Genomic DNA, 18,057 nt, shown 5'->3' with positions numbered 1-18,057 from the left:
CTGGCCAGGACGGACACGTAAGGTTAGCGGCCCCCGATGACGATCCCGGTCACGGGAGAGTGACGGGCCCCGGACGCTGTCAAGACCGCCCGGATCAGGCCTCGACGCGGGTCGGCTCCTGCTGCTGGGGCGGGGTGGGTGTCCCGGGCGTCCGGCGGCGCAGTCCGAGGCGGAACCGGGCGCGGGGGCGCGGACCGGTTCTGGTCCCAGTCCCGGTCCCGGTGCGGCGTGCGCGGCGGCGGGTGAGCCAGGTCAGGGCGGCCACGATCAGGCCCAGGGCCACCAGCAGCCAGGACGCCGTGCGCAGGGTGGCGGTGAGGGCGTCGTAGACGGCACCGGCCGCGGGCTGGGAGACCTCCTGCGGCAGGTCGGCCAGGGTCAGGCTGCGGCCCACCGCGAGGGCCAGGCCGAGCAGCGCGCCGCCGAGGGCGGTGCCGAGCGCGGTCGCGGTCACCGCGCGGCGCCGCCGGGCGGCCAGGGCGATGCCGGCGACGGCGAACACGACGGCCGCGACGGGCAGCCAGAAGCCGGCGACTTCGAGCACGTGGAATTCCTTCCGCATGCGGCCCAGGTCCTGGGCCGGGAGCAGGGCGACCTCGGTGTGCGCGACGGGGATGCGGCCCGCGAGCGGCACGTGGTCCTGGGCGAGCTGGGCCTTGACGTGGGCGGTGACCGGTGCCAGGTCGACGGTGACCGGGCGGTCGTGGCCGTCGCGGCCGTCCCGCAGGGCCCGCAGGACGGCGTCGTGGGCGACCCGGTTGCCCTCGTTCCAGGCGGTGCGGAAGGCTGCGGTCTGGGTGAACGAGCGGACCGCGTCGTGCACGAACGGCGTCACGGCCGCCCGCGCGGGCCCGGCGTCCGTCACCCGGCCGATCTCGGCCACGATGCCGTTCCCGACGGTGTCCGCGATGGCGTCGCGGACGTCCGGGTCGGCGGCGAGCGGCGCCATCGTGGTGACGTAGCGGCCGGTGTCGGCGAGCCCGTACGCCGCCCAGGCCGACAGCGCGCCGAACGGCACGAGCAGGCACGAGAGGGCGATCAGTACGGCCGACAGGCCGCTGCGCAGGCGTCGGGTCACGCTCCCAGCGAAGTCTTCCACCGGGCCGGCCGCGAGCGGGCGTATGGCAATCGGGTGACGACGCAGAGTACGCGGGACACGGTGGGCATGGGGAAGGCCCCGGCCCAGAACGGCACCGCGCCCCCCTGGACGGCACCGGGGCCGCGGTCCGCTCGGCCGGGGCGTCAGCCGATGCGGCGCCCCCTGGCGTCCTCGTGCGTGTAGACCCAGTAGAAGCAGATCAGCCCCACGGCCACGCCGAAGGCCAGGGAGAGGCCGATGGTCAGCAGGACCGAGCGGCCGGACTGGCCGAAGAGGAACCCGAAGGCCGCGCCGGTGAACAGGAACCACAGGAAGGCGTGCAGTTCGCGCGGCAGGCGCGAGGCCAGGGTCAGCACGCCCGCCATGAGCAGCGTGAACACGATCGCCGTCACGAAGCCGAAGGCCACGTTCCCGGCGGTGATCGGACCGCCGGAGCGCCGGTTGGCGGCGGCCCAGTAGCCGTAGACGAGCCCGATGGCGAACGGGCCCGCCCAGCGGGCGATCAGATGGGCGCGGTCGCTGAAGACGTCGGGCGTCCGGGGATGCCGGGCACGGGCCCCTGCGGTGCGGCCGGACACGGGTGCGGCGTGAACCATGAGAGCGCTCCTCTCGCTGTGCCTCCCCGGCTCCTCTGCTCCTCGCCCCCGCCTACCAGAGCACACCTGCCGGGCGGCTGCGGCAAGTCGGCGCGGGGGAGGGATGTTCCCGGTCCGGCATCCGCCCGCGCACCAGCAGCGGTTACGGTGCTGACGTACGCGACCGACGAACGGAACACCGCGGGGGGACCATGCCCGGAACCGTGCTGCTGCTCGCGGCCTCGCCCGTGGGGAAGGGCCGTCTGGTGGACGCGGCGTCCGTGCTGCCCGTGCTGGCCGCCGTCGAGCCCGCCGTCCTGTCCGGCACGCCCACCGCGAGCGTCGTCGAACTCGCCGACCCGCTGGAGCCGCAGGCCGTCCTCACCCGGCTGCGGGCCGCCGCCGCCTCCCCGGGGCCGCTGACCGTCTTCCTCACCGGACAGCTCCAGCTCGACCGCCGCCAGCACCTGCCGCACCTGGCGCTGGCCCGCACCGCCCCGGCCACCGTGCGCTACACCGCGCTGCCCTGGCACTGGCTGCGCGAGGAGCTGCGGCTGCGCCCGGACGGCACCACCACGCTGGTCGCCGACCTGTACGCGGACCAGGAGAGCTGGCGCCATCTGCACGAACGTCCGCTGGACACGGGCGGCAACATCGCCGTGTACGGCCGGGTCGCACCGCCGCCGTCCCGGCGCGGGGTGGCCCAGCCCGCGTACATGAAGGCGGTGGCGACGATCCTGCGCAGCGGGCACCGGCCGCCGGTGGCCCACCTGCACGAACAGGCGCTGGCGCGGCTGGCCGTGGAGGAGGGCGCCGGGTCGCGCGGGGCCCCGGCCGGGCCGGGGCTGGTGCTCGCCGCGGGGCGCCCGGCGGCGGCCGACCCGCACGCGGCCATCGCGGCCCGGGTGGAGTCGGGGCGGCACGGCGACGCCGACGCGCTCGCCGCCCGCTGGGAGCAGGACGCCGTACGGGAGCACGGGGCGGCCTCCGAGGAGGCGTTGCACTGGAGCGAGGTCCGCGCCGACCTCGCGATGTTCGCCGGGGACGCGGCCCGCAGCTGCCGTACCTGGCTGGCGGTGGCCGCCACCCGGCTGGCCATGGGGCAGAGCGCCGACGCGCCGCAGGTGGAGGCCGCCGTGGACCGGGCGCACCACCAGTGGGGGCAGATCCGCGATGCGGAGCGCGCCCGTGAACTGGGGCCGCTGCTGGCCGAGTTGCGCGACCGGGTGCCGGGCCGGCAGCAGGGTGCGCTGGACCATGTGCGAAGGCAGCTAAGGCAGTTGCAGACGCAGGACTGACGGGGGCGACGGCGCCCGCGCACGCCCTCTCCCCAGGGCGCGTGCGCGGTGCCAGAATGGTGAGTCATGGCTGAGGGGGAGGGCGTGGCCGGCCGAGCGATCCGGGTCCGGCTGGACGGAAGCGCGAGCAACCGCGACATCGACGCGCTGAAGGCGTGGCTGGAGCGGGAGAATCCGCTGGAGGAACTGGTCGCCGACGGGCGCCTGCACATCCTGGAGCAGCCGCGCTCGGACGCGCCGCCCGGTCATATGGGCGCCGGGATGGAGATCCTGCTGGTCCTGGCCGGTGCGGGCGCCGAAGTGGTCTTCGGCGAGCTGCTGGAGCAGACGAGACGAGCCGTGGCCGCCTGGCGGGAGAACCGCCGCCGGGTGGAGCCCGGACCCCCGCCCGAGCAGCGCGTCGATCCGGTGAACTCCGGCGAGGAGTAGGGCCGTGGGCCGCTTCGACCCGAGGGGGCGGGTGAACCGGGCGCTGCTGGTCGGCGTGTCGGAGTACGAGCACACGAAGCCGGTCGCGTGGGACGGGGTGGCCGGGCAGTTGCCCGCCGTGCGGCACAACGTCAGCAGACTGCGGCAGGCCCTGCGGGGCGGGGTGTTCGCGGACCGGGAGATCACCGACTGCCGTTCGCCCTCCCACGACGACTTCGGCGAGGATCTGCGCCGCGCCGCGCACGAGGCCGAGGGGCTGCTGCTGTGCTACTTCGCCGGGCACGGCGCGGTACCGAGCGCGGGCAACGAGCTGTTCCTCCAGATGCGCAACGCGCGCGTGGTCGCGGGCGCGCAGGCCGTCTTCCCGAACGCGACCTCGTTCACCGAGGTGCTCACGGTGCTCGCGGGCAGCGGCGCCGAGCGGATCGTGGTGATCCTCGACTGCTGCTACGCGGGCAACGCCGCCAAGGTGTGGCACGACTTCCCCGGCCGGCACAAGATCCTGCTGCTGATGAGCGTGCAGGCCAACCGGCTCATCGACGCGGGCGACGGCACCGGCCCGACCCCGTTCACCGACGAGCTGGTACGGCTGCTGGAGGCGGGCGGGGACCGGTCGCTGCTGGAGGTCTACGGGCGGGTGCGCGCGCGGATGCTCGGGGCGGGCCGTACGACCACGCAGAACGATCCCTGGGAGCCGCAGCTCGCCGCCGCGCCGGACACGGACGTCCTGCTGCGGTCGGGGCCCCGCCCGCACCCGGAGCCGCCGCCCGCGCCCGCGCCGTCTCCGCCGCCTCCGTCACCGCCCCCGTCCCCGTCCCCGCCTGTGCCGGAGTCTCCGCCGCCTCCGCCGGGGCCCCGCGAGCCCCGGTCCGGGCCGGGGGCGGTCCGCGTCCGGCGGGTGCTCGCGGGGCTGCTGGGGACGGTGGGGGCGGCCGGGGCGCTGACCGGCGCCGGGGTGCGGTGGCTCGGCCGGCTCGGGCAGTCGGGGCGGCTCGGACGGCTCGGTCGGCTCGGGTGGTGGGGCAGGGCCGGGGTGGCCGTCGCGCTGGTGCTGGTCCTGGCGGGGGGCGGCTACGTCATCGCGTCCCGGTTCATCGGTGCCGGGGCCGCCCCCGCCTGCCGTCCGCCCCTCGAACTGCGGGTGCTGACCGACCCCGACCTGGAGCCGGTGGTCCGCACCGCCGCGGACGCCTATCTCGCCTCGGGCGCCGACGACGCCGGACACGGCTGCCGCCGTACCGGCATCACCGTCTACAGCGCGGGCGCCGGAGCGGCGGTCACCGCGCTGCGCCGGCAGACCGACGCCTGGCAGGAGCCGCGCGAGGAGGACACCAACCCGCAGCGGGACATCGGCCCGCAGCCGGACGTCTGGATCCCGGCCTCGGGCACCGACGTGGCCCGGGTCGGCACCGACCGCTCCGAGCGCAGCTTCGCCGAACTGCGGCCCGACGCAGGCCCGTTCGCGTACTCGCCGGTGGTGCTGGCCGTGCCGCGCAAGCTCGCCGGGAGCCGGGCGGAGGAGCGGACCGGGCTGCCGCTGGCCCGGCTGGTCGCCCAGCTGCGCGCGCGGGACGCGGCGGCCGGTGTGCTGCGCGCCGACCCGGAGGTCACCGACTCCGCGCTGCTGGCGACGGTCGGCCTCTACGGCGGCGGCGCCGACCCGCGCGCCGCCGAACAGGGGGTGCGCACCGCGGGCCCGCCCGCCCCGACCGCCGCCGACCTGCTGTGCGCGCTGCCCGCCGACCGCGCGGCGGACGCCCGCACCGCCGCCCTGGTCCCCGAGTTCCTGCTGGTCAGCGGGGTGGGCTGTGCCAAGAACACCCGGGTGCCGCGGAGCGCCGAGTACCCGTCCGACGTACCGGCGCTCACGCCCACGTTCGTCCGGGTCGCCTGGGACGGCGGGGACCGGGACGCCGCCGTCCGGGCAGACGCGGTGGACCGCTTCCACGCGTGGCTCACCGGCCGGGACGGGCTCGCCGCCTTCGCCGCCGCCGGATTCCGCTCCGCTACGGGCACCGGGCATCCGCTGCTCGGCGGCGGGCCCGCCGACACCGGGGTGCTGCGCGCCGCGGAGCCGCTGCCGGGCGCCGCCGCGCGGACGGCGGTGGACACCGCGCTCAGCCGCTACCGCAGCGCGAACGGCCCCGGCCGGGTCCTCTACCTGCTGGACAGCTCCGGCTCGATGCACACGCGATGGCCGGGTCCCAGCGGCGGCCCCGGCATCCTGAAGCAGTCCCTGGGCGGGCTCGGTGACGAGGACGAGTACGGGGTGTGGGGCGTGTACGACGGTCCCGGGGGCCGCCACCACGACGAGGTGCTGGCCTTCGGGCATCACCGGCGCGCCGACGCCGAGCGCGGCGTGGACGCGGCGGCGCGGGTGCGCGACGCCGAGTCCGATCCGCACGCGGCGCTGCTCGACGCGCTCGACACGATGGCGGAGCGCGGCGCCGACGACAAGCGGCCCCAGCTGATCGTCTACATCACCGACGACGAGGACGACGACCGGCTGACCGGCCGGAACCTCGCCCAGGTGCTGGAGCGGGCCCGGCAGCGGAAGGTCCCGGTGGACATGGTGTCCCTGGTCGCCGGCTCCTGCGACCGGGGCCGCCCGGCGGCCGCCGTCGCCGAGGCGAGCCACGGCCGCTGCCTGGACACGGCCGACGACCTCGGCACCGGTCTGCACGACGAGGTGGCGCGGGTGGGGACGGGGGAGGACTGATGAGACGGCGCGGGACCGGGCACCGGCGCGGGGGGCGGACCCGGCGCGGCGGGCGGCTGCCGCGGGCCCTGTCACCGGTGGCGCCCGTGCCGGTCGCGGCGGCCGTGCTGCTGGTGCTGGCCGCGGTCGCGGGCTGCACCGGCGGGGGCGGGCCGGAGGCGGAGCGGTCGCCCTCCGCCGATGTGCCCGGCGAGATCGTGGTGGCCAGCGGCCGGGACGTGACCGGGAAGAACGGCGTCCGGGAGCAGCTCATCGACGCCTGGAACCGGGAGCAGGACAAGGAGAACACGGGCTACCACGCGCGGCTGGTCGAGCTGCCGGGCTCGGCCGACGAGCAGCGCAGCCAGCTGCTGGGCGCGCTCCAGTCGGGCAGCGCCGACTACGACGTGGTCAACCTGGACGTGACCTGGGTGCCGGAGTTCGCCGAGGCCGCGCTGGTCGATCCGCTGCCGGACGGCGCGCTCGACGGCGACGTCATCGCCTCGGTCGCCGCCACGGCGTACTGGAAGAAGCGGGTCTACGCGGTGCCGTTCAACACCGACGTGGGGCTGCTGTACTACCGGCTCGACCAGCTGCGGGAGGCCGGGGTCCGCGATCCCGTGCTCGGGCCCGGCACGTCCTGGCAGCGGCTGCGCGATCTCGCCGACGTCCTGGACACGCATCCGCCCAAGGGCTTCGAGAAGGCGTGGACGACGCAGCTCGCCGCCTACGAGGGCCGCACGGTCAACGCCATCGAGGCGTTCGCCTCCGCCACGAAGGACTTCGCCCTGACCGACGAGTCGGGCCGCTACACCGCGACCCGCCAGGAGCTCGCCGACGGCATCGCGGAGCTGCGCCGGCGCACGGAGAAGCCGTACACCCTGGACCACGCCCTCGCCTCCGACGAGGCCGCCTCGCTCAGTGACTTCGCGAGCGGCCGCACGGCCTTCCTGCGGCAGTGGCCCTACGCCTACGGCACGCTGCACCAGACCTTCTCGTCCCGGCAGCTCGGCGTGGCGCCGCTGCCCGGCCGGGCGGTGCTCGGTGGGCAGAACCTGGCGGTGGCCCGGTCCTCGGAGCGGCCCCGCAAGGCCGCGCAGCTCATCGCCTACCTCACCAGCGCGCAGAGCGAACGCTGCCTGCTGGACGCGGGGTTCGCCGCGACCCGTACGTCGGCGTACACCGACGACCGGGTGCGGTGCGCGGTGGAGGCGGTCCCCTCACCGGCCCCCACCGGGGAGAGCACCGACCGGATGCCGCGCGACGCGGCCGGCCGCCCCGACTACGCCCGCCGCATCCTGCTGCCCGCCCTCACCCGCGCGGTGCCCCGCCCCCGCACCCCGCTCTACGGCGCCTTCACCCAGACCTTCACCACCGAACTGGGCCGCCTGTTCACCGACGACCCCCCGACCGACGCGGCCCTGGCCGCCGAACTGGACGAGGCGCTGAGGAAGGTGCTGCCGGACGGGTCCTAGCCCCAATGCCGGTGACTTAAGTTCTGTCCTGCCGTGTGATGGTGACGGTGTCCGGCGCGGGGGGTGTCCAGTTGGAATGCTCGGCCCGTTTGAGCGGCCAGTTGGACATCTTGCGTTTGATCACTCGGGGGCAGGTGCGGTGGCGGCGTGGGGGCAGGAGGCGTTCGGCGATCTCAGCGAGGGTGCGGGCCAGTGCCCGGGCGAGTCGGCCGGGGGGAAAACGCCGCCTGGGCCGGGACCTGGCGGCGCACGATCCGCAGGGACCGGGTGAAGGACAGGCGGTCAGGGTCCAGACCCTCGCGCAGGGCGCTCTGGTGCATCAGCTGCCGGACGGCGTGGTGCACCAGGAGGAAGCCGTAGATCTCCTGCTCCACACCCCACGGGTATTTCGAGCGCAGGACGAGCTTCGGGCCGCGTTGGTGAGTCTTGATCTCGTCCAGCGTGGTCTCGATTTCCCACCGCTGGGCGTAGAGCGCGGCCAGCTCCCGCGCGGGTGCTTCCTCTGGATCGAGCAGGCTGGTGATCAGGCGGTAGACGGTGGCGTCGCCGGTGCGGGCGAGGGTGTACTCGATCACCCGGACCACCACCGGGTTGCGGCGGCTCCTGCGGTCCTTTTCGGCATGGACCGTGCTGAGGCAGGAGCCGTCGCCGAGGACCTGGGTGACGGGCAGGACCGCGCTCTTGCGCACCCGCCACAGCAGGTCCGCGCCGCTGTCCCGGGCGGCCTGCCACAACTCGAATCCGTAAAAGCCCCGGTCGGCGAGCAGGAGCATCCCTTCCCGGAGCCGGGAAAACAGCTGCCGGGAGAGTCTCTGCTCGCTCGCCGACTGCGGACCGATGACGGCCCCGAACACCGTGTGGGTGCCGCATTCCGCCAGCGCGACCAGCCGTGCCTGCGGGAACGCGGCTGCTCCGCGCGTCGAGGCATGGCGGCCGAAGAACTCGGCGTTGGCCGCCGTGTCCGCCACGTCCAGGGACGTGCCGTCCACCGCGACCAGACGCCGGTGCCGGTACCAGGCACCCGCCGTCCCGGGCACGGCCACCGGTCGGCAGACCCGGGCGAACAACGCCCTCAACGGCTCCACACCAAGACGCCGGCGTGCCCGGCCGATCGCGGCGGTCGTCGGCACCCGCCACGACCGCCGCCCATCACCCAGCCCCTCGCCCAGCAGCCGGGCGACCTCCTCGTATCCCTGCCCGAAGAACAGGCACATCGCGAGAACGAAGTAGACCACCACCCGCGCCGGCAGCAGACGGCTGCGCTGCTCGGTCCGGCCGCTCTCGGCGATCACCTCATCGACCAGACGAGACGGAAACGCCTGCGTCAGCACCCCGATCGCGATCCGGTCCGACAACCGCTCATCCGCAGGCACCCTGACCTGCCCCACCCTCGCCACACGAAAGACAACGAGGCACAGCCGTCTAAGTCACCGGCATTGGTCCTAGCCCGCCGGCAGCCTCCGCGGACCGGCCCTAACGCCCCTGGACCACGACCTGCTGCCCGGGATCGGGTTCGGTCGTGGGGGCGGGGCCCGCGTTGGCGGCCGCGACCAGGGCGGCCACGGCGACGAGGGCCGCGCCGAGTCCTCGTACATGGCGTGCGGAGATGCGACCAGGGCGGGCGACAGGGCGTCCGGACACGGCGACCGACCTCACAGCGGCAGGGAACGACAGTGGGGGGTTAAGCAGGCTTAACGTACTTCCCAACCTAGGGTGTGGGAGCGCTCGGCCGGAAGGGCAAACCGGAGGGAAACAAGGGGAGTTGGACCGGCGTGGGTGAGATGTCCCCGCGGGTCGCCGCCGGGGGGCGGCGGGCCGGGCACGCGGGGGCCGGGGGGTGCGCGTACTGGCATGATGAGGCGCATGGCGAAGCGGGACGACCCGGAGACCATCGGGCGCAGGGTGCAGCGGCTGCGGCGCGAACGGGGCCTCACCCAGAAGCAGTTGGCCGAACCGGCGTACACACCCGCGTATGTCTCCACCCTGGAGGCGGGGCGGGTGCGGCCCTCCGACGCCGCGCTGCGCCACCTCGCCGAACGGCTCGGTGTCGCCTACGAGGAGCTGGCCACCGGCCGCCCCGCCCATCTCGCCACCGATCTGCGGCTGCGGCTGACCGAGGCGCAGCGGACGCTGGCCACCGGGGAGACCGGCCGGGCCGCCGAGCTGTACGGGGAGCTGCTGGCCGAGGCCGAGCAGCTCGACCTCGCCGACATCCGGGCCGACGCGCTGCTCGGGCTCGGGGAATGCGCCCTGGAGACCGGTGAACTGGAGAGCGGGCGGCGCTACTTCGAGCAGTCCGAGCAGGCCCTGGCCGACGCGCCGCTGCCCGCCCGCGTCCCCGCGCTGCGCGGCCGGGCCGTCGCCCACTACCTCACCGGCGAACTGCGGTACGCCGTCTACCTCTTCGAGTCCACCCTCGACGAACTCAACCGCTCCGGACTGCACGACCCGGACGCCCTGCTCCTCCTCTACGCCGGTGTCATCGGCCCGTACATGGACATGGGCGCGCACGCGCGGGCGGCGCAGGCGGCCGAGTTCGCCCTCGCGCTCGCCCCGCAGGCGGGCGACCCGGCGCTGGTGGCCCGGATGCACCGGTCGGTGGCCCGCACCCTGCTCGCCGAGGGCCGGATCGCCGAGGCGGACGCCTCGCTCGCCAAGGCCGCCGAGCTCTACCGCCACCTCCAGCTGCGTACCGAACTCGCCAACTGCCACTGGATGCGCGGCTATGTCTGCGCGCAGAACGGCGAACTGGAGCGCGCCGAGCAGGAGTTGCGGTCCGCGCTGGACATGCTGACCGCCAAGCGGGCCGCCCTCTACACCCGGCAGGTCGCGGTCGAACTGGCCGACGTGCTGCACCGGCGCGGCAAGTCCGGGCAGGCCGCCGACCTGCTGCGGGACGTGCTCGGCGACCTCTCCTCCGAGCGGGGCGCGATGCACGCCGCCGCCGCGCACCGGCTGCTCGGCATCATCGCCGAGGACGCCCGGGACACGGAGGCCGCCGAGGAGCACTACGTCCGCGCGCTGAGCCTCCTGGAGCGGGCCGGTGCCGCCGGTGACCTGGCCGACCTGTGCCGCCTCCTCGGTGATCTGCTGCGCCGCACCGGCCGGGTGGAGGCGGCCCTCGACGCCTACCGCACCGGGCTCGGCCACCGCACCGCCCCGGGCACCACCACGCTGGGCCCGGCCCCCGCGCAGCCTCCGCTGTGACACCGGGCGCCGTCCGGGGCGTGTCCACGCCGGGCGCACAGGGCGCGCTTTCCTAGGATCACCGTATGGACATACTCGTCTTCGTCATCGTCTTCGCGGCTCTGCTCACCGGGTTCGCCACGATCGAGATCCGGATCGCCCGCACCGACCGGCGCACCGCCCGCGTCGAGCACAAGCTGGACCTGATCCTGGACCACCTGGGGCTGCGCGAGGAGCAGCCGTGGCGGGGCGAGGTGGCCGAACTGGCGCGGACCGGACGGAAGATCCAGGCGGTCAAGCTGTACCGGGAGGCCACGGACGCCGGTCTGAAGGAGGCCAAGGAGGCCGTGGACCGGATCGCCGCCGGCTGAACCGGGCCGGCTCGGCGTCGTCGTCGCTCATGCCTGGGCGCGGGTTCCGTCCCGGGCCGCCGTCAGGCGCTCCACGCCCAGCTGGGCCGCCGTCAGGGTGGCGTCGGACGGGAGGTCCCCGGGGGCGCCGTCGGTCAGGGTGAGCGCGTCGCCGCCGACGCGCACGGCCACGACGTCGAGCGTGAGCGCGGTGGTGTCCGTGCCGTCCCCGTCGTCCTCCCGGCCGCCGAAGTCCGGCTCGTCCGCGCCGTTCGCGCCGTCCGCGCTGTCGCGCGGCCCGGTGAAGGTGATCCGCAGGCCCTGCCGGGCGTCGCCGAGCGCGGGCAGCGCGAGGTCGCTGACCCGCACCGTCTGCTCCCCGGCCCGGGTGGTCGCCGCCGTGAACCGGGCGCAGGTGCGCGGCAGCGTCCGCAGCCAGGCCAGGGTGCGGTCCACGTCCGCCGGGCGCAGGGTGAGGACCTGGTGGCGCAGTTGGGCCCGGTCGTCGCCGTCGTCGAAACCGGTCACCGCGTACGTCCCCGTGGGGGCGCCGAGCGGCTGGTCGGCGTAGAGCGCGTCGATGAGCCGCTGGCAGTCGGGCGCGGTCCCGGCGCCGGTGCGCGCCTTGAGGATGCCGTCCCGCCAGGTCGCCGCCCCCTCGGTCGGTTCCCAGGGCACCCCGAGGTCGTCCTCGGTGAGCAGCGCGGCCTGCGCCTGCGCCGCGGTGAGCCCGGCGGGGGCGGCCGGTGCCGTGGGGGCGGCCGGTGTCCGCGGGGCGGCCGGCCGGGAGGCCGCGGCGGCGGACGGCGAGGCGGCGGCGGGCCGGGCCTCCTGCCCGGAGCCGCAGGCGGTCAGCACCGGCGGACCGGCCGCGCAGAGCACGGCGAGGGCAAGGACACGGACAGCCGGGAGCCGGGGCATGGGCGGGTCCTCCACAACGACGGTCGGACGACGGTCACGGCCGGGGCGGCCACGGCGGCAGCGGCGCCGGGGCACCGACGCCCGCGACGCGCACGACGCCCGCGACGCGCACCGGACGGTCATCCCACCGCACCACCGACTCCCGCCCCGCACCACCGCGCCGGTCCGTCCGGGTGAGCGGCACGGACGGCGCCGCGCGCGGGGGCGCGGGCGGCACGGCGGTGGCCGTCCGGACCAGCGCCGCCGGACCAGCGCCGCCGGACCAGCGGCGGCCGGGTGACGCGGTGCCGGGGCGCACCGGGCCGGGAGGCGGGGCGCATAGGGTCGGGAGCGGAGTGCGAGTACAAGCGAGTCTTCGAGGGAGCCCGCCGTGACCGGTCCGTCCAACTCCGACGCCACGCCCGTGATCATCGACTGCGACACCGGTGTCGACGACGCGCTCGCCCTGCTGTTCGCCGTCCGGCACCCGGGGCTCGACCTGCGCGCGGTGACCTGTGTGGCCGGGAACACGGACGTGGACCAGGTGGTGCGCAACACGCTCACCGTGCTGGAGCAGGCGGGCGCACCCGAGATCCCGGTGGCGCGCGGCGCCGAGCGCCCGCTGATCGAGCCCGTGCGCACCGCGCTCCATGTGCACGGCCGCGACGGCATGGGCGACCTCGGCCTGCCCGCCCCGGCCCGGCGGCCCACCGACGCGGACGCGGTGGCGCTGCTGCGCCGCACGGTCCTGGACTCGCCCCGGCCGGTCACCCTGATCCCCACCGCGCCCCTGACCAACATCGCCCTGCTGCTGCGCACCCACCCGGAGGTGACGCGGAACATCGAGCGGATCGTGTTCATGGGCGGCGCGGTGGCCACCGGGAACGCCACGGCGGTCGCCGAGTTCAACGTGTGGCACGACCCGGAGGCCGCCGCGATCCTGCTGAGCGCCGGGGTGCCGACCACGATGTACGGGCTGGACGTGTTCGAGCGGGTCGTCGTCCCGGCCGGTGACGTGCGCCGGCTGGGGGAGAGCACCGAGCCGGGCGCGCGGCTGGCCGGGCGGCTGCTGTCCCACCGCGACCCGGTGACCAGTGAGGAGGACCCGGCGGGCGGCCTCGGGGACGCGGGAGCGGTCTGCGCGGTCGCCGACCCGGCGGGGCTGACCACGCACCGGCTGCCCGTCGAGGTGACCCTCGCGCCGGGACCGGGGCGCGGCCAGACGGTCGTCGACCGCCGCCGGCGCCCCGGCGAGGCGGAACTGCACGGCGAGGCCCGTGAGCAGCCGCTGGTGGACGTGGCGCTCGACGTCGACGTGGAGCGGTACGTGAAGCTGTACCTGGCCACCGTCGAGGGCGCGGGCGCGCGGGCCTGACCGCGCGGCGGACGGGACCGCCCCACGACTGGCCCGAGCACGGCCGAGCACGGCCGAGCACGGTCGGGCGGGGCCCGGAGGGGGCGGTCGGGGGTGCGCCGCGGGGCGCGACACCGGCGCGGTCCGGGTACGGGGTTCGCCTCCCCGGCGGGCGGGACAGGATTCCCTGAGCCGTTCCGGCGACACCCGGAGGCCCCCGGGCCCGCGCCCGCGGGCTCCGTGCCCGCGTGCCCACAGCTCCCCGTCCGAAGAGGAGACCGCGTGACTGACCGCACCGACGACGCGCCGCCCGACCTGTCCTCCCGCGACCCCGACTGGTGGCGGCAGGCCGTCGTCTACCAGGTCTACCCCCGCAGCTTCGCCGACGCCGACGGTGACGGACTCGGCGACATCCGGGGCATCACCCGGCGGCTGACGCATCTGGCCGGGCTCGGTGTCGACGCCGTGTGGCTCAGCCCGTTCTACCCCTCCGAACTGGCCGACGGCGGCTACGACGTCGCCGACCACCGGGACGTCGACCCCCGCCTGGGCACCCTCGACGACTTCGACGCGCTGGTCGCCGAGGCGCACCGCCTCGGCCTGAAGGTGATCGCGGACATCGTCCCCAACCACAGCTCGCACCGGCACCCCTGGTTCCAGGAGGCGCTGCGGGCCGGACCCGGCTCCGCCGCCCGCGCCCGGTACGTCTTCCGGGACGGCCGCGGCGACAGCGGCGAACTGCCGCCCACCGACTGGCAGTCCGTGTTCGGCGGCAGCGCCTGGCGGCGGGTGCCGGACGGCCAGTGGTACCTGCATCTGTTCGCCCCCGAGCAGCCGGACTTCGACTGGAGCAACGAGGAGGTGCGCGCCGACTTCCGCACCACCCTGCGGTTCTGGTCCGACCGGGGCGTGGACGGCTTCCGCGTCGACGTGGCGCACGCCCTGGTCAAGGACCTCGACGAGCCGCTGCGCGACGTCGGGGACATCGGCGTCACCGGCGAGGACGCGCTGCCGCGTCTGGAGCCGGGCAGCCACCCGTACTGGGACCGGGACGGTGTGCACGAGATCTACCGGGACTGGCGCAAGATCTTCGACGCCTACTCCCCGCCCCGCACCGCCGTCGCCGAGGCCTGGGTGCCGGACGCGCGGCGCGCGCTGTACGCCCGGCCCGACGAGCTGGGCCAGGCCTTCAACTTCGAGTACCTCCAGACCGGCTGGGACGCGGACGAGCTGCGCGCCGCCATCGCCGCCTCCCTGGCCACCGCGCGGGCCGCCGGTGCCTCCGCCACCTGGGTGCTCTCCAACCACGACGTGGTCCGGCACGCCTCCCGGCTGGTGCTCCCGCCGGGCACGGACGAGAACGCCTGGCTGCTGGCCGGCGGCCGGGCGCCCGCCGTGGACCCGGCGGCCGGACTGCGCCGGGCCCGCGCGGCGACCCTGCTGATGCTGGCCCTGCCCGGCTCGGCCTACCTCTACCAGGGCGAGGAACTGGGCCTGCCCGAGGTGGCCGACCTGCCCACCGAGGTGCTCCAGGACCCCGTCTGGGAGCAGACGGGCCATGTCCGCAAGGGCAGGGACGGCTGCCGGGTGCCGCTGCCGTGGACGACGACCGGGCCCTCGTACGGCTTCGGGCCCGGCGGGTCCTGGCTGCCGCAGCCGCCCGCCTTCGCCGCGTACGCCGTCCAGGCGCAGGACGGGGTGGAGGGCTCGACCCTGGAGCTGTACCGCACGGCGCTGCGGCTGCGCCGCAAGCTGCTCGCGGACGAGTCGCTGACCTGGACGCAGGACACCCCGGCGGGCGTGCTGGCGTTCGCCCGCTCCGCGGGCTGGCGGTGTGTCACCAACCTGTCCGACGGCCCCGTACCGCTGCCGCCGGGCGAGGTGCTGCTGAGCAGCGGAGCGCCGACGGGCGACCGGCTGGAGCCGGACACCACCGTGTGGCTGGCATAGGCCCCCGGCTCTCGGGCCCCGCCCCCGCCTCCCCCCGCCCCGCCCGCGCGCGGCGGACCCCGGCTCCGGGGCGTCGGCCGCGGCGAGGACAATGATCGTCGACGGACGCAGAGGCGCCGGAGCGGGCGGGAGGGGTGGGCGGATGCCGGACCGGCGTACGTACGCGGCGGTGATCGCGGCCTGCGCGCTGCTCGCGGGGTGCTCGTCCACCGCCCAGGTCGGCGACACCAGCCCCCAGGACGCGCTGACCCGCACCCTGGAGCCCGGCGAGCGCCCCGCCGTGCCGGACCTCGGCGGGACGTCCCTGGACGGCCGGAAGATCCAGCTGTCCGACTACCGGGGCAAGGTCGTCGTGCTCAACGTCTGGGCGCACTGGTGCGGCCCGTGCCGGCTGGAGGCCCCGGAGCTGGAGAAGATCCAGAAGGAGTGGTCGCCCCGCGGGGTGCAGGTGCTCGGGATCGCCAACGACAGCAGCCGCGCCGAGGCGCTCACCTTCCAGCGGGACCACCATCTGGGCTATCCGTCCCTGCACGATCCGGCGGGCAGGCAGGTGCTGCGCCTGCCCCGCGGACTGGTGAGCACCCAGACGCTTCCCCTCACCGTGGTCATAGACCGGGAGGGCCGGGCCGCGGCCGTCCGGATCGGGATGACGTCGGAGAGCCGGATGGCGAAGGTGCTCGAACCGCTGCTCCCCGCCGCGGCGGCGTCCGGCGGGCCGGGGCGCTGAACCGGGCGTCCGGACGGACAATGGCCGGGCGCAGGGCGCACCGGTCCCGCCCGCAGTCCTCGCCGAAAGGAACGAGATGACCGCCTCCACCCGTACCGTCGCCGTGCTGGGCACCGGCATCATGGGCGCCGCGATGGCCCGCAACCTCCTGCGGGCCGGGCACACCGTCCGCGTCTGGAACCGCACCCTCGCCAAGGCCGAGCCGCTGGCCGCCGAGGGCGCCGAGGTCGCGGCCACCGCCGCCGACGCGGTCCGGGACGCCGACGCCGTGCTGACCATGCTCTACGACGGCACCACCGTCCTCGATGTCATGCGCGAGGCCGCTCCCGAGGCCCGCGCGGGCGCCGTCTGGGCGCAGTCGACCACCTCCGGCCTGGAGGCGGTCGGCGAACTGGCGGACCTCGCCCGCGCCCACGGCCTGGTCTTCTACGACGCCCCGGTCCTCGGCACCCGGCAGCCCGCCGAGGCGGGGCAGCTCACCGTGCTGGCCGCCGGGCCCGCGGACGGCCGCGCGGCGGTGCAGCCGCTGTTCGACGCGGTGGGCGCGCGCACGGTGTGGACCGGCGAGGACGGCGCCGCGGCCACCGCGACCCGGCTGAAGCTGGTCGCCAACAGCTGGGTCATCGCGGCCACCGCCGCCACCGGCGAGACCCTGTCCCTGGCCGAGGGGCTGGGCGTGGACCCGGCGGCCTTCTTCGACCTGATCGCGGGCGGCCCGCTCGACATGGGCTATCTGCGCGCCAAGGCCGGGCTCGTCCTCGACGGCGCTCTGCTGCCGCCGAGCTTCGCGGTGACCACGGCGGAGAAGGACGCCCGGCTGATCGTCGAGGCCGGCGCGCGGCACGGCGTACGCCTGGACGTGGCCGCCGCGAGCGCCGACCGCTTCGCCCGCGCCGCCGCCCAGGGGCACGGCGGCGAGGACATGGCCGCGGCCTACTTCGCCAGCTTCGACGAGCCTCCGGCGCCGGGAGCCTGACCGACCGGCGCCCGGCCGACCGGCGCCCGACGGCCGGTCAGCCAAGGCAGAGGACCAGCAGGCAGAGCCGCGGGGACGACGGGTCCGCGGCGGGCGGCGAGGACGGGTCCGTGCTGCCGTGTCCGGGCGGGGTGCCCTGGGGAGCGGTGGGCCCGGTCGACGGGGGCTGCGCCGGTGTGTCCGGGGAATCGTGCGCGGCCGGGGCGCCGCCGGTCCCGGAGGTACCGCCCGCGGCCGAGGTCCCGGACGTGTCCGCCGGACGCGCCGCCGGAGCCGGGCGCGTGGCGGGCGCGGAGGGCGCCACCGGCGCGGGCGGGGCGGCGGCATCGGGGCGTACGCCCTGTCCGGCCAGGGTGGAGGGGTGGTGCGCGGGCGCGGCCGGAGGCGAGGAGTGCCGCACACCGGAGGAGCCGGTCCCGGGAGTCTTCCCGGGGGCGGATCCGGTCCCGGCCGCGGGTGCGGAGCCGTGGCCCGCGGGCCGCCTGCCGACGCTGTCCGGGTGCGGGCCGTCCTGCGCCGGGACCGCCGCCTGGGCGCGGTCACCGCCGCCGCGTTCCATCGAGGCGACCGTCAGACCGCCGCCGACCAGGGCCACCGCCGTGGCGACCAGGGCCCGGCGCTGGGTCTTCTTCCAGCGGGCCAGCTGCCGCCGCCGCGCCGCCCGCCCCGGCCGCTGCCGGACCTGCGGCAGATCCGGCAGATCCGGCAGATCCGCTAGGCCCGACAGGTCCGTCCCGTCCGGCGCCTGCGGCACCTCTGCGGTGTCCGGGGCGTCCGGGGCGTCCGGTACGGCGGTCTCCCGGGCACCGGCCGCCGCCGGGCCGGGAGCGTAGGAGTGCGCGGAGTCCGTGGTGGCGTTCGGTGCTATGTCCGGCGCGTACGCACCGCAACCGGGGCATACCAGGGCACCGTTGAGGTGCCGTCGGCACGTGGAGCAGTAGTCCATCCGGATCTTCCTGGGTCGGCTGCCGGGCGGCCAGTCACGCTAACAACCGGGCCGCCGCGCTGTGTGGAGCCTGTGTGACGCTCTCGCACGGATT

General features: G+C 76.0%; 15 protein-coding genes and 1 pseudogene. 10 read left to right on the top strand and 6 right to left on the bottom strand.

Features of this window, described 5'->3' with window-relative positions; translation table 11 throughout:
• Positions 1-94 precede the first annotated feature (94 nt).
• Together R4Z62_RS15875 and R4Z62_RS15870 are read right to left on the bottom strand one after the other, a co-directional pair.
• Positions 95-1,078 carry a hypothetical protein gene (locus R4Z62_RS15875; RefSeq protein WP_491520116.1) on the bottom strand — a complete coding sequence of 328 codons (984 nt, stop codon included), beginning with the start codon at positions 1,076-1,078 and terminating at the stop codon, positions 95-97.
• Between the two features lie 164 nt (positions 1,079-1,242).
• Positions 1,243-1,695 (bottom strand): hypothetical protein, encoded by a 453-nt coding sequence (locus R4Z62_RS15870; RefSeq protein ID WP_355476528.1) that lies wholly within the window; start codon positions 1,693-1,695, stop codon positions 1,243-1,245.
• A 191-nt stretch (positions 1,696-1,886) separates the two neighbouring features.
• Here R4Z62_RS15870 and R4Z62_RS15865 point away from each other — a divergent pair, with 191 nt between their 5' ends.
• The 4 genes from R4Z62_RS15865 to R4Z62_RS15850 all read left to right on the top strand — a co-directional run bounded on the left by R4Z62_RS15865 (position 1,887) and on the right by R4Z62_RS15850 (position 7,574).
• Positions 1,887-2,972, top strand: coding sequence for a hypothetical protein (locus R4Z62_RS15865; RefSeq protein WP_491520115.1), 1,086 nt, complete (start codon positions 1,887-1,889; stop codon positions 2,970-2,972).
• A 66-nt stretch (positions 2,973-3,038) separates the two neighbouring features.
• Positions 3,039-3,401 (top strand): effector-associated constant component EACC1, encoded by a 363-nt coding sequence (locus tag R4Z62_RS15860; protein WP_355476524.1) that lies wholly within the window; start codon positions 3,039-3,041, stop codon positions 3,399-3,401.
• A gap of 4 nt (positions 3,402-3,405) precedes the next feature.
• Complete coding sequence (locus R4Z62_RS15855; protein WP_491520114.1) at positions 3,406-6,120, top strand: caspase family protein; 2,715 nt, start codon at positions 3,406-3,408, stop codon at positions 6,118-6,120.
• Positions 6,120-7,574, top strand: coding sequence for an extracellular solute-binding protein (locus R4Z62_RS15850; RefSeq protein WP_491520113.1), 1,455 nt, complete (start codon positions 6,120-6,122; stop codon positions 7,572-7,574). The genes R4Z62_RS15855 and R4Z62_RS15850 overlap by 1 nt, the downstream gene beginning before the upstream one ends.
• 173 nt (positions 7,575-7,747) lie before the next feature.
• Here the strand turns inward: R4Z62_RS15850 and R4Z62_RS15845 are convergent, their stop codons facing one another.
• Complete coding sequence (locus R4Z62_RS15845) at positions 7,748-8,971, bottom strand: IS4 family transposase (protein ID WP_491519417.1); 1,224 nt, start codon at positions 8,969-8,971, stop codon at positions 7,748-7,750.
• 76 nt (positions 8,972-9,047) lie between these two features.
• Complete coding sequence (locus R4Z62_RS15840; protein WP_159393104.1) at positions 9,048-9,215, bottom strand: hypothetical protein; 168 nt, start codon at positions 9,213-9,215, stop codon at positions 9,048-9,050.
• A 222-nt stretch (positions 9,216-9,437) separates the two neighbouring features.
• Between R4Z62_RS15840 and R4Z62_RS15835 the strand changes: the two genes are divergently transcribed.
• Both R4Z62_RS15835 and R4Z62_RS15830 read left to right on the top strand, forming a co-directional pair.
• Positions 9,438-10,781, top strand: coding sequence for a helix-turn-helix domain-containing protein (locus R4Z62_RS15835; protein ID WP_064534238.1), 1,344 nt, complete (start codon positions 9,438-9,440; stop codon positions 10,779-10,781).
• A 65-nt stretch (positions 10,782-10,846) separates the two neighbouring features.
• Positions 10,847-11,131, top strand: a complete 285-nt coding sequence (locus R4Z62_RS15830; RefSeq protein WP_355476515.1) for a ribosomal protein L7/L12 — start codon at positions 10,847-10,849, stop codon at positions 11,129-11,131.
• Between the two features lie 27 nt (positions 11,132-11,158).
• Here the strand turns inward: R4Z62_RS15830 and R4Z62_RS15825 are convergent, their stop codons facing one another.
• Positions 11,159-12,031, bottom strand: coding sequence for a hypothetical protein (locus R4Z62_RS15825; RefSeq protein WP_491520112.1), 873 nt, complete (start codon positions 12,029-12,031; stop codon positions 11,159-11,161).
• A gap of 370 nt (positions 12,032-12,401) precedes the next feature.
• On the opposite strand from R4Z62_RS15825, the gene R4Z62_RS15820 reads away from it, so the two are divergent.
• The 4 genes and pseudogenes from R4Z62_RS15820 to R4Z62_RS15805 form a co-directional block, all read left to right on the top strand.
• A complete protein-coding gene (locus R4Z62_RS15820) occupies positions 12,402-13,385 on the top strand; it encodes a nucleoside hydrolase (protein ID WP_382848071.1) in 984 nt (327 codons plus the stop codon).
• Positions 13,386-13,646: 261 nt separating this feature from the next.
• Positions 13,647-15,314, top strand: a complete 1,668-nt coding sequence (locus R4Z62_RS15815) for a glycoside hydrolase family 13 protein (protein ID WP_355476511.1) — start codon at positions 13,647-13,649, stop codon at positions 15,312-15,314.
• Positions 15,315-15,456: 142 nt separating this feature from the next.
• Positions 15,457-16,041, top strand: coding sequence for a TlpA disulfide reductase family protein (locus R4Z62_RS15810; protein WP_064534247.1), 585 nt, complete (start codon positions 15,457-15,459; stop codon positions 16,039-16,041).
• Positions 16,042-16,105: 64 nt separating this feature from the next.
• Positions 16,106-17,017: pseudogene (locus R4Z62_RS15805) on the top strand (NAD(P)-dependent oxidoreductase); the annotation flags it as partial.
• Positions 17,018-17,054: 37 nt separating this feature from the next.
• Here R4Z62_RS15805 and R4Z62_RS15800 read toward each other — a convergent pair.
• A complete protein-coding gene (locus R4Z62_RS15800) occupies positions 17,055-17,963 on the bottom strand; it encodes an SCO2400 family protein (protein WP_491520111.1) in 909 nt (302 codons plus the stop codon).
• Positions 17,964-18,057 lie beyond the last annotated feature (94 nt).

Source organism: Streptomyces sp. PL-25 (genome assembly GCF_058344915.1).
Note: the sequence above shows the minus strand (reverse complement) of the source record. Positions and strands in the feature narration are given on the sequence as shown.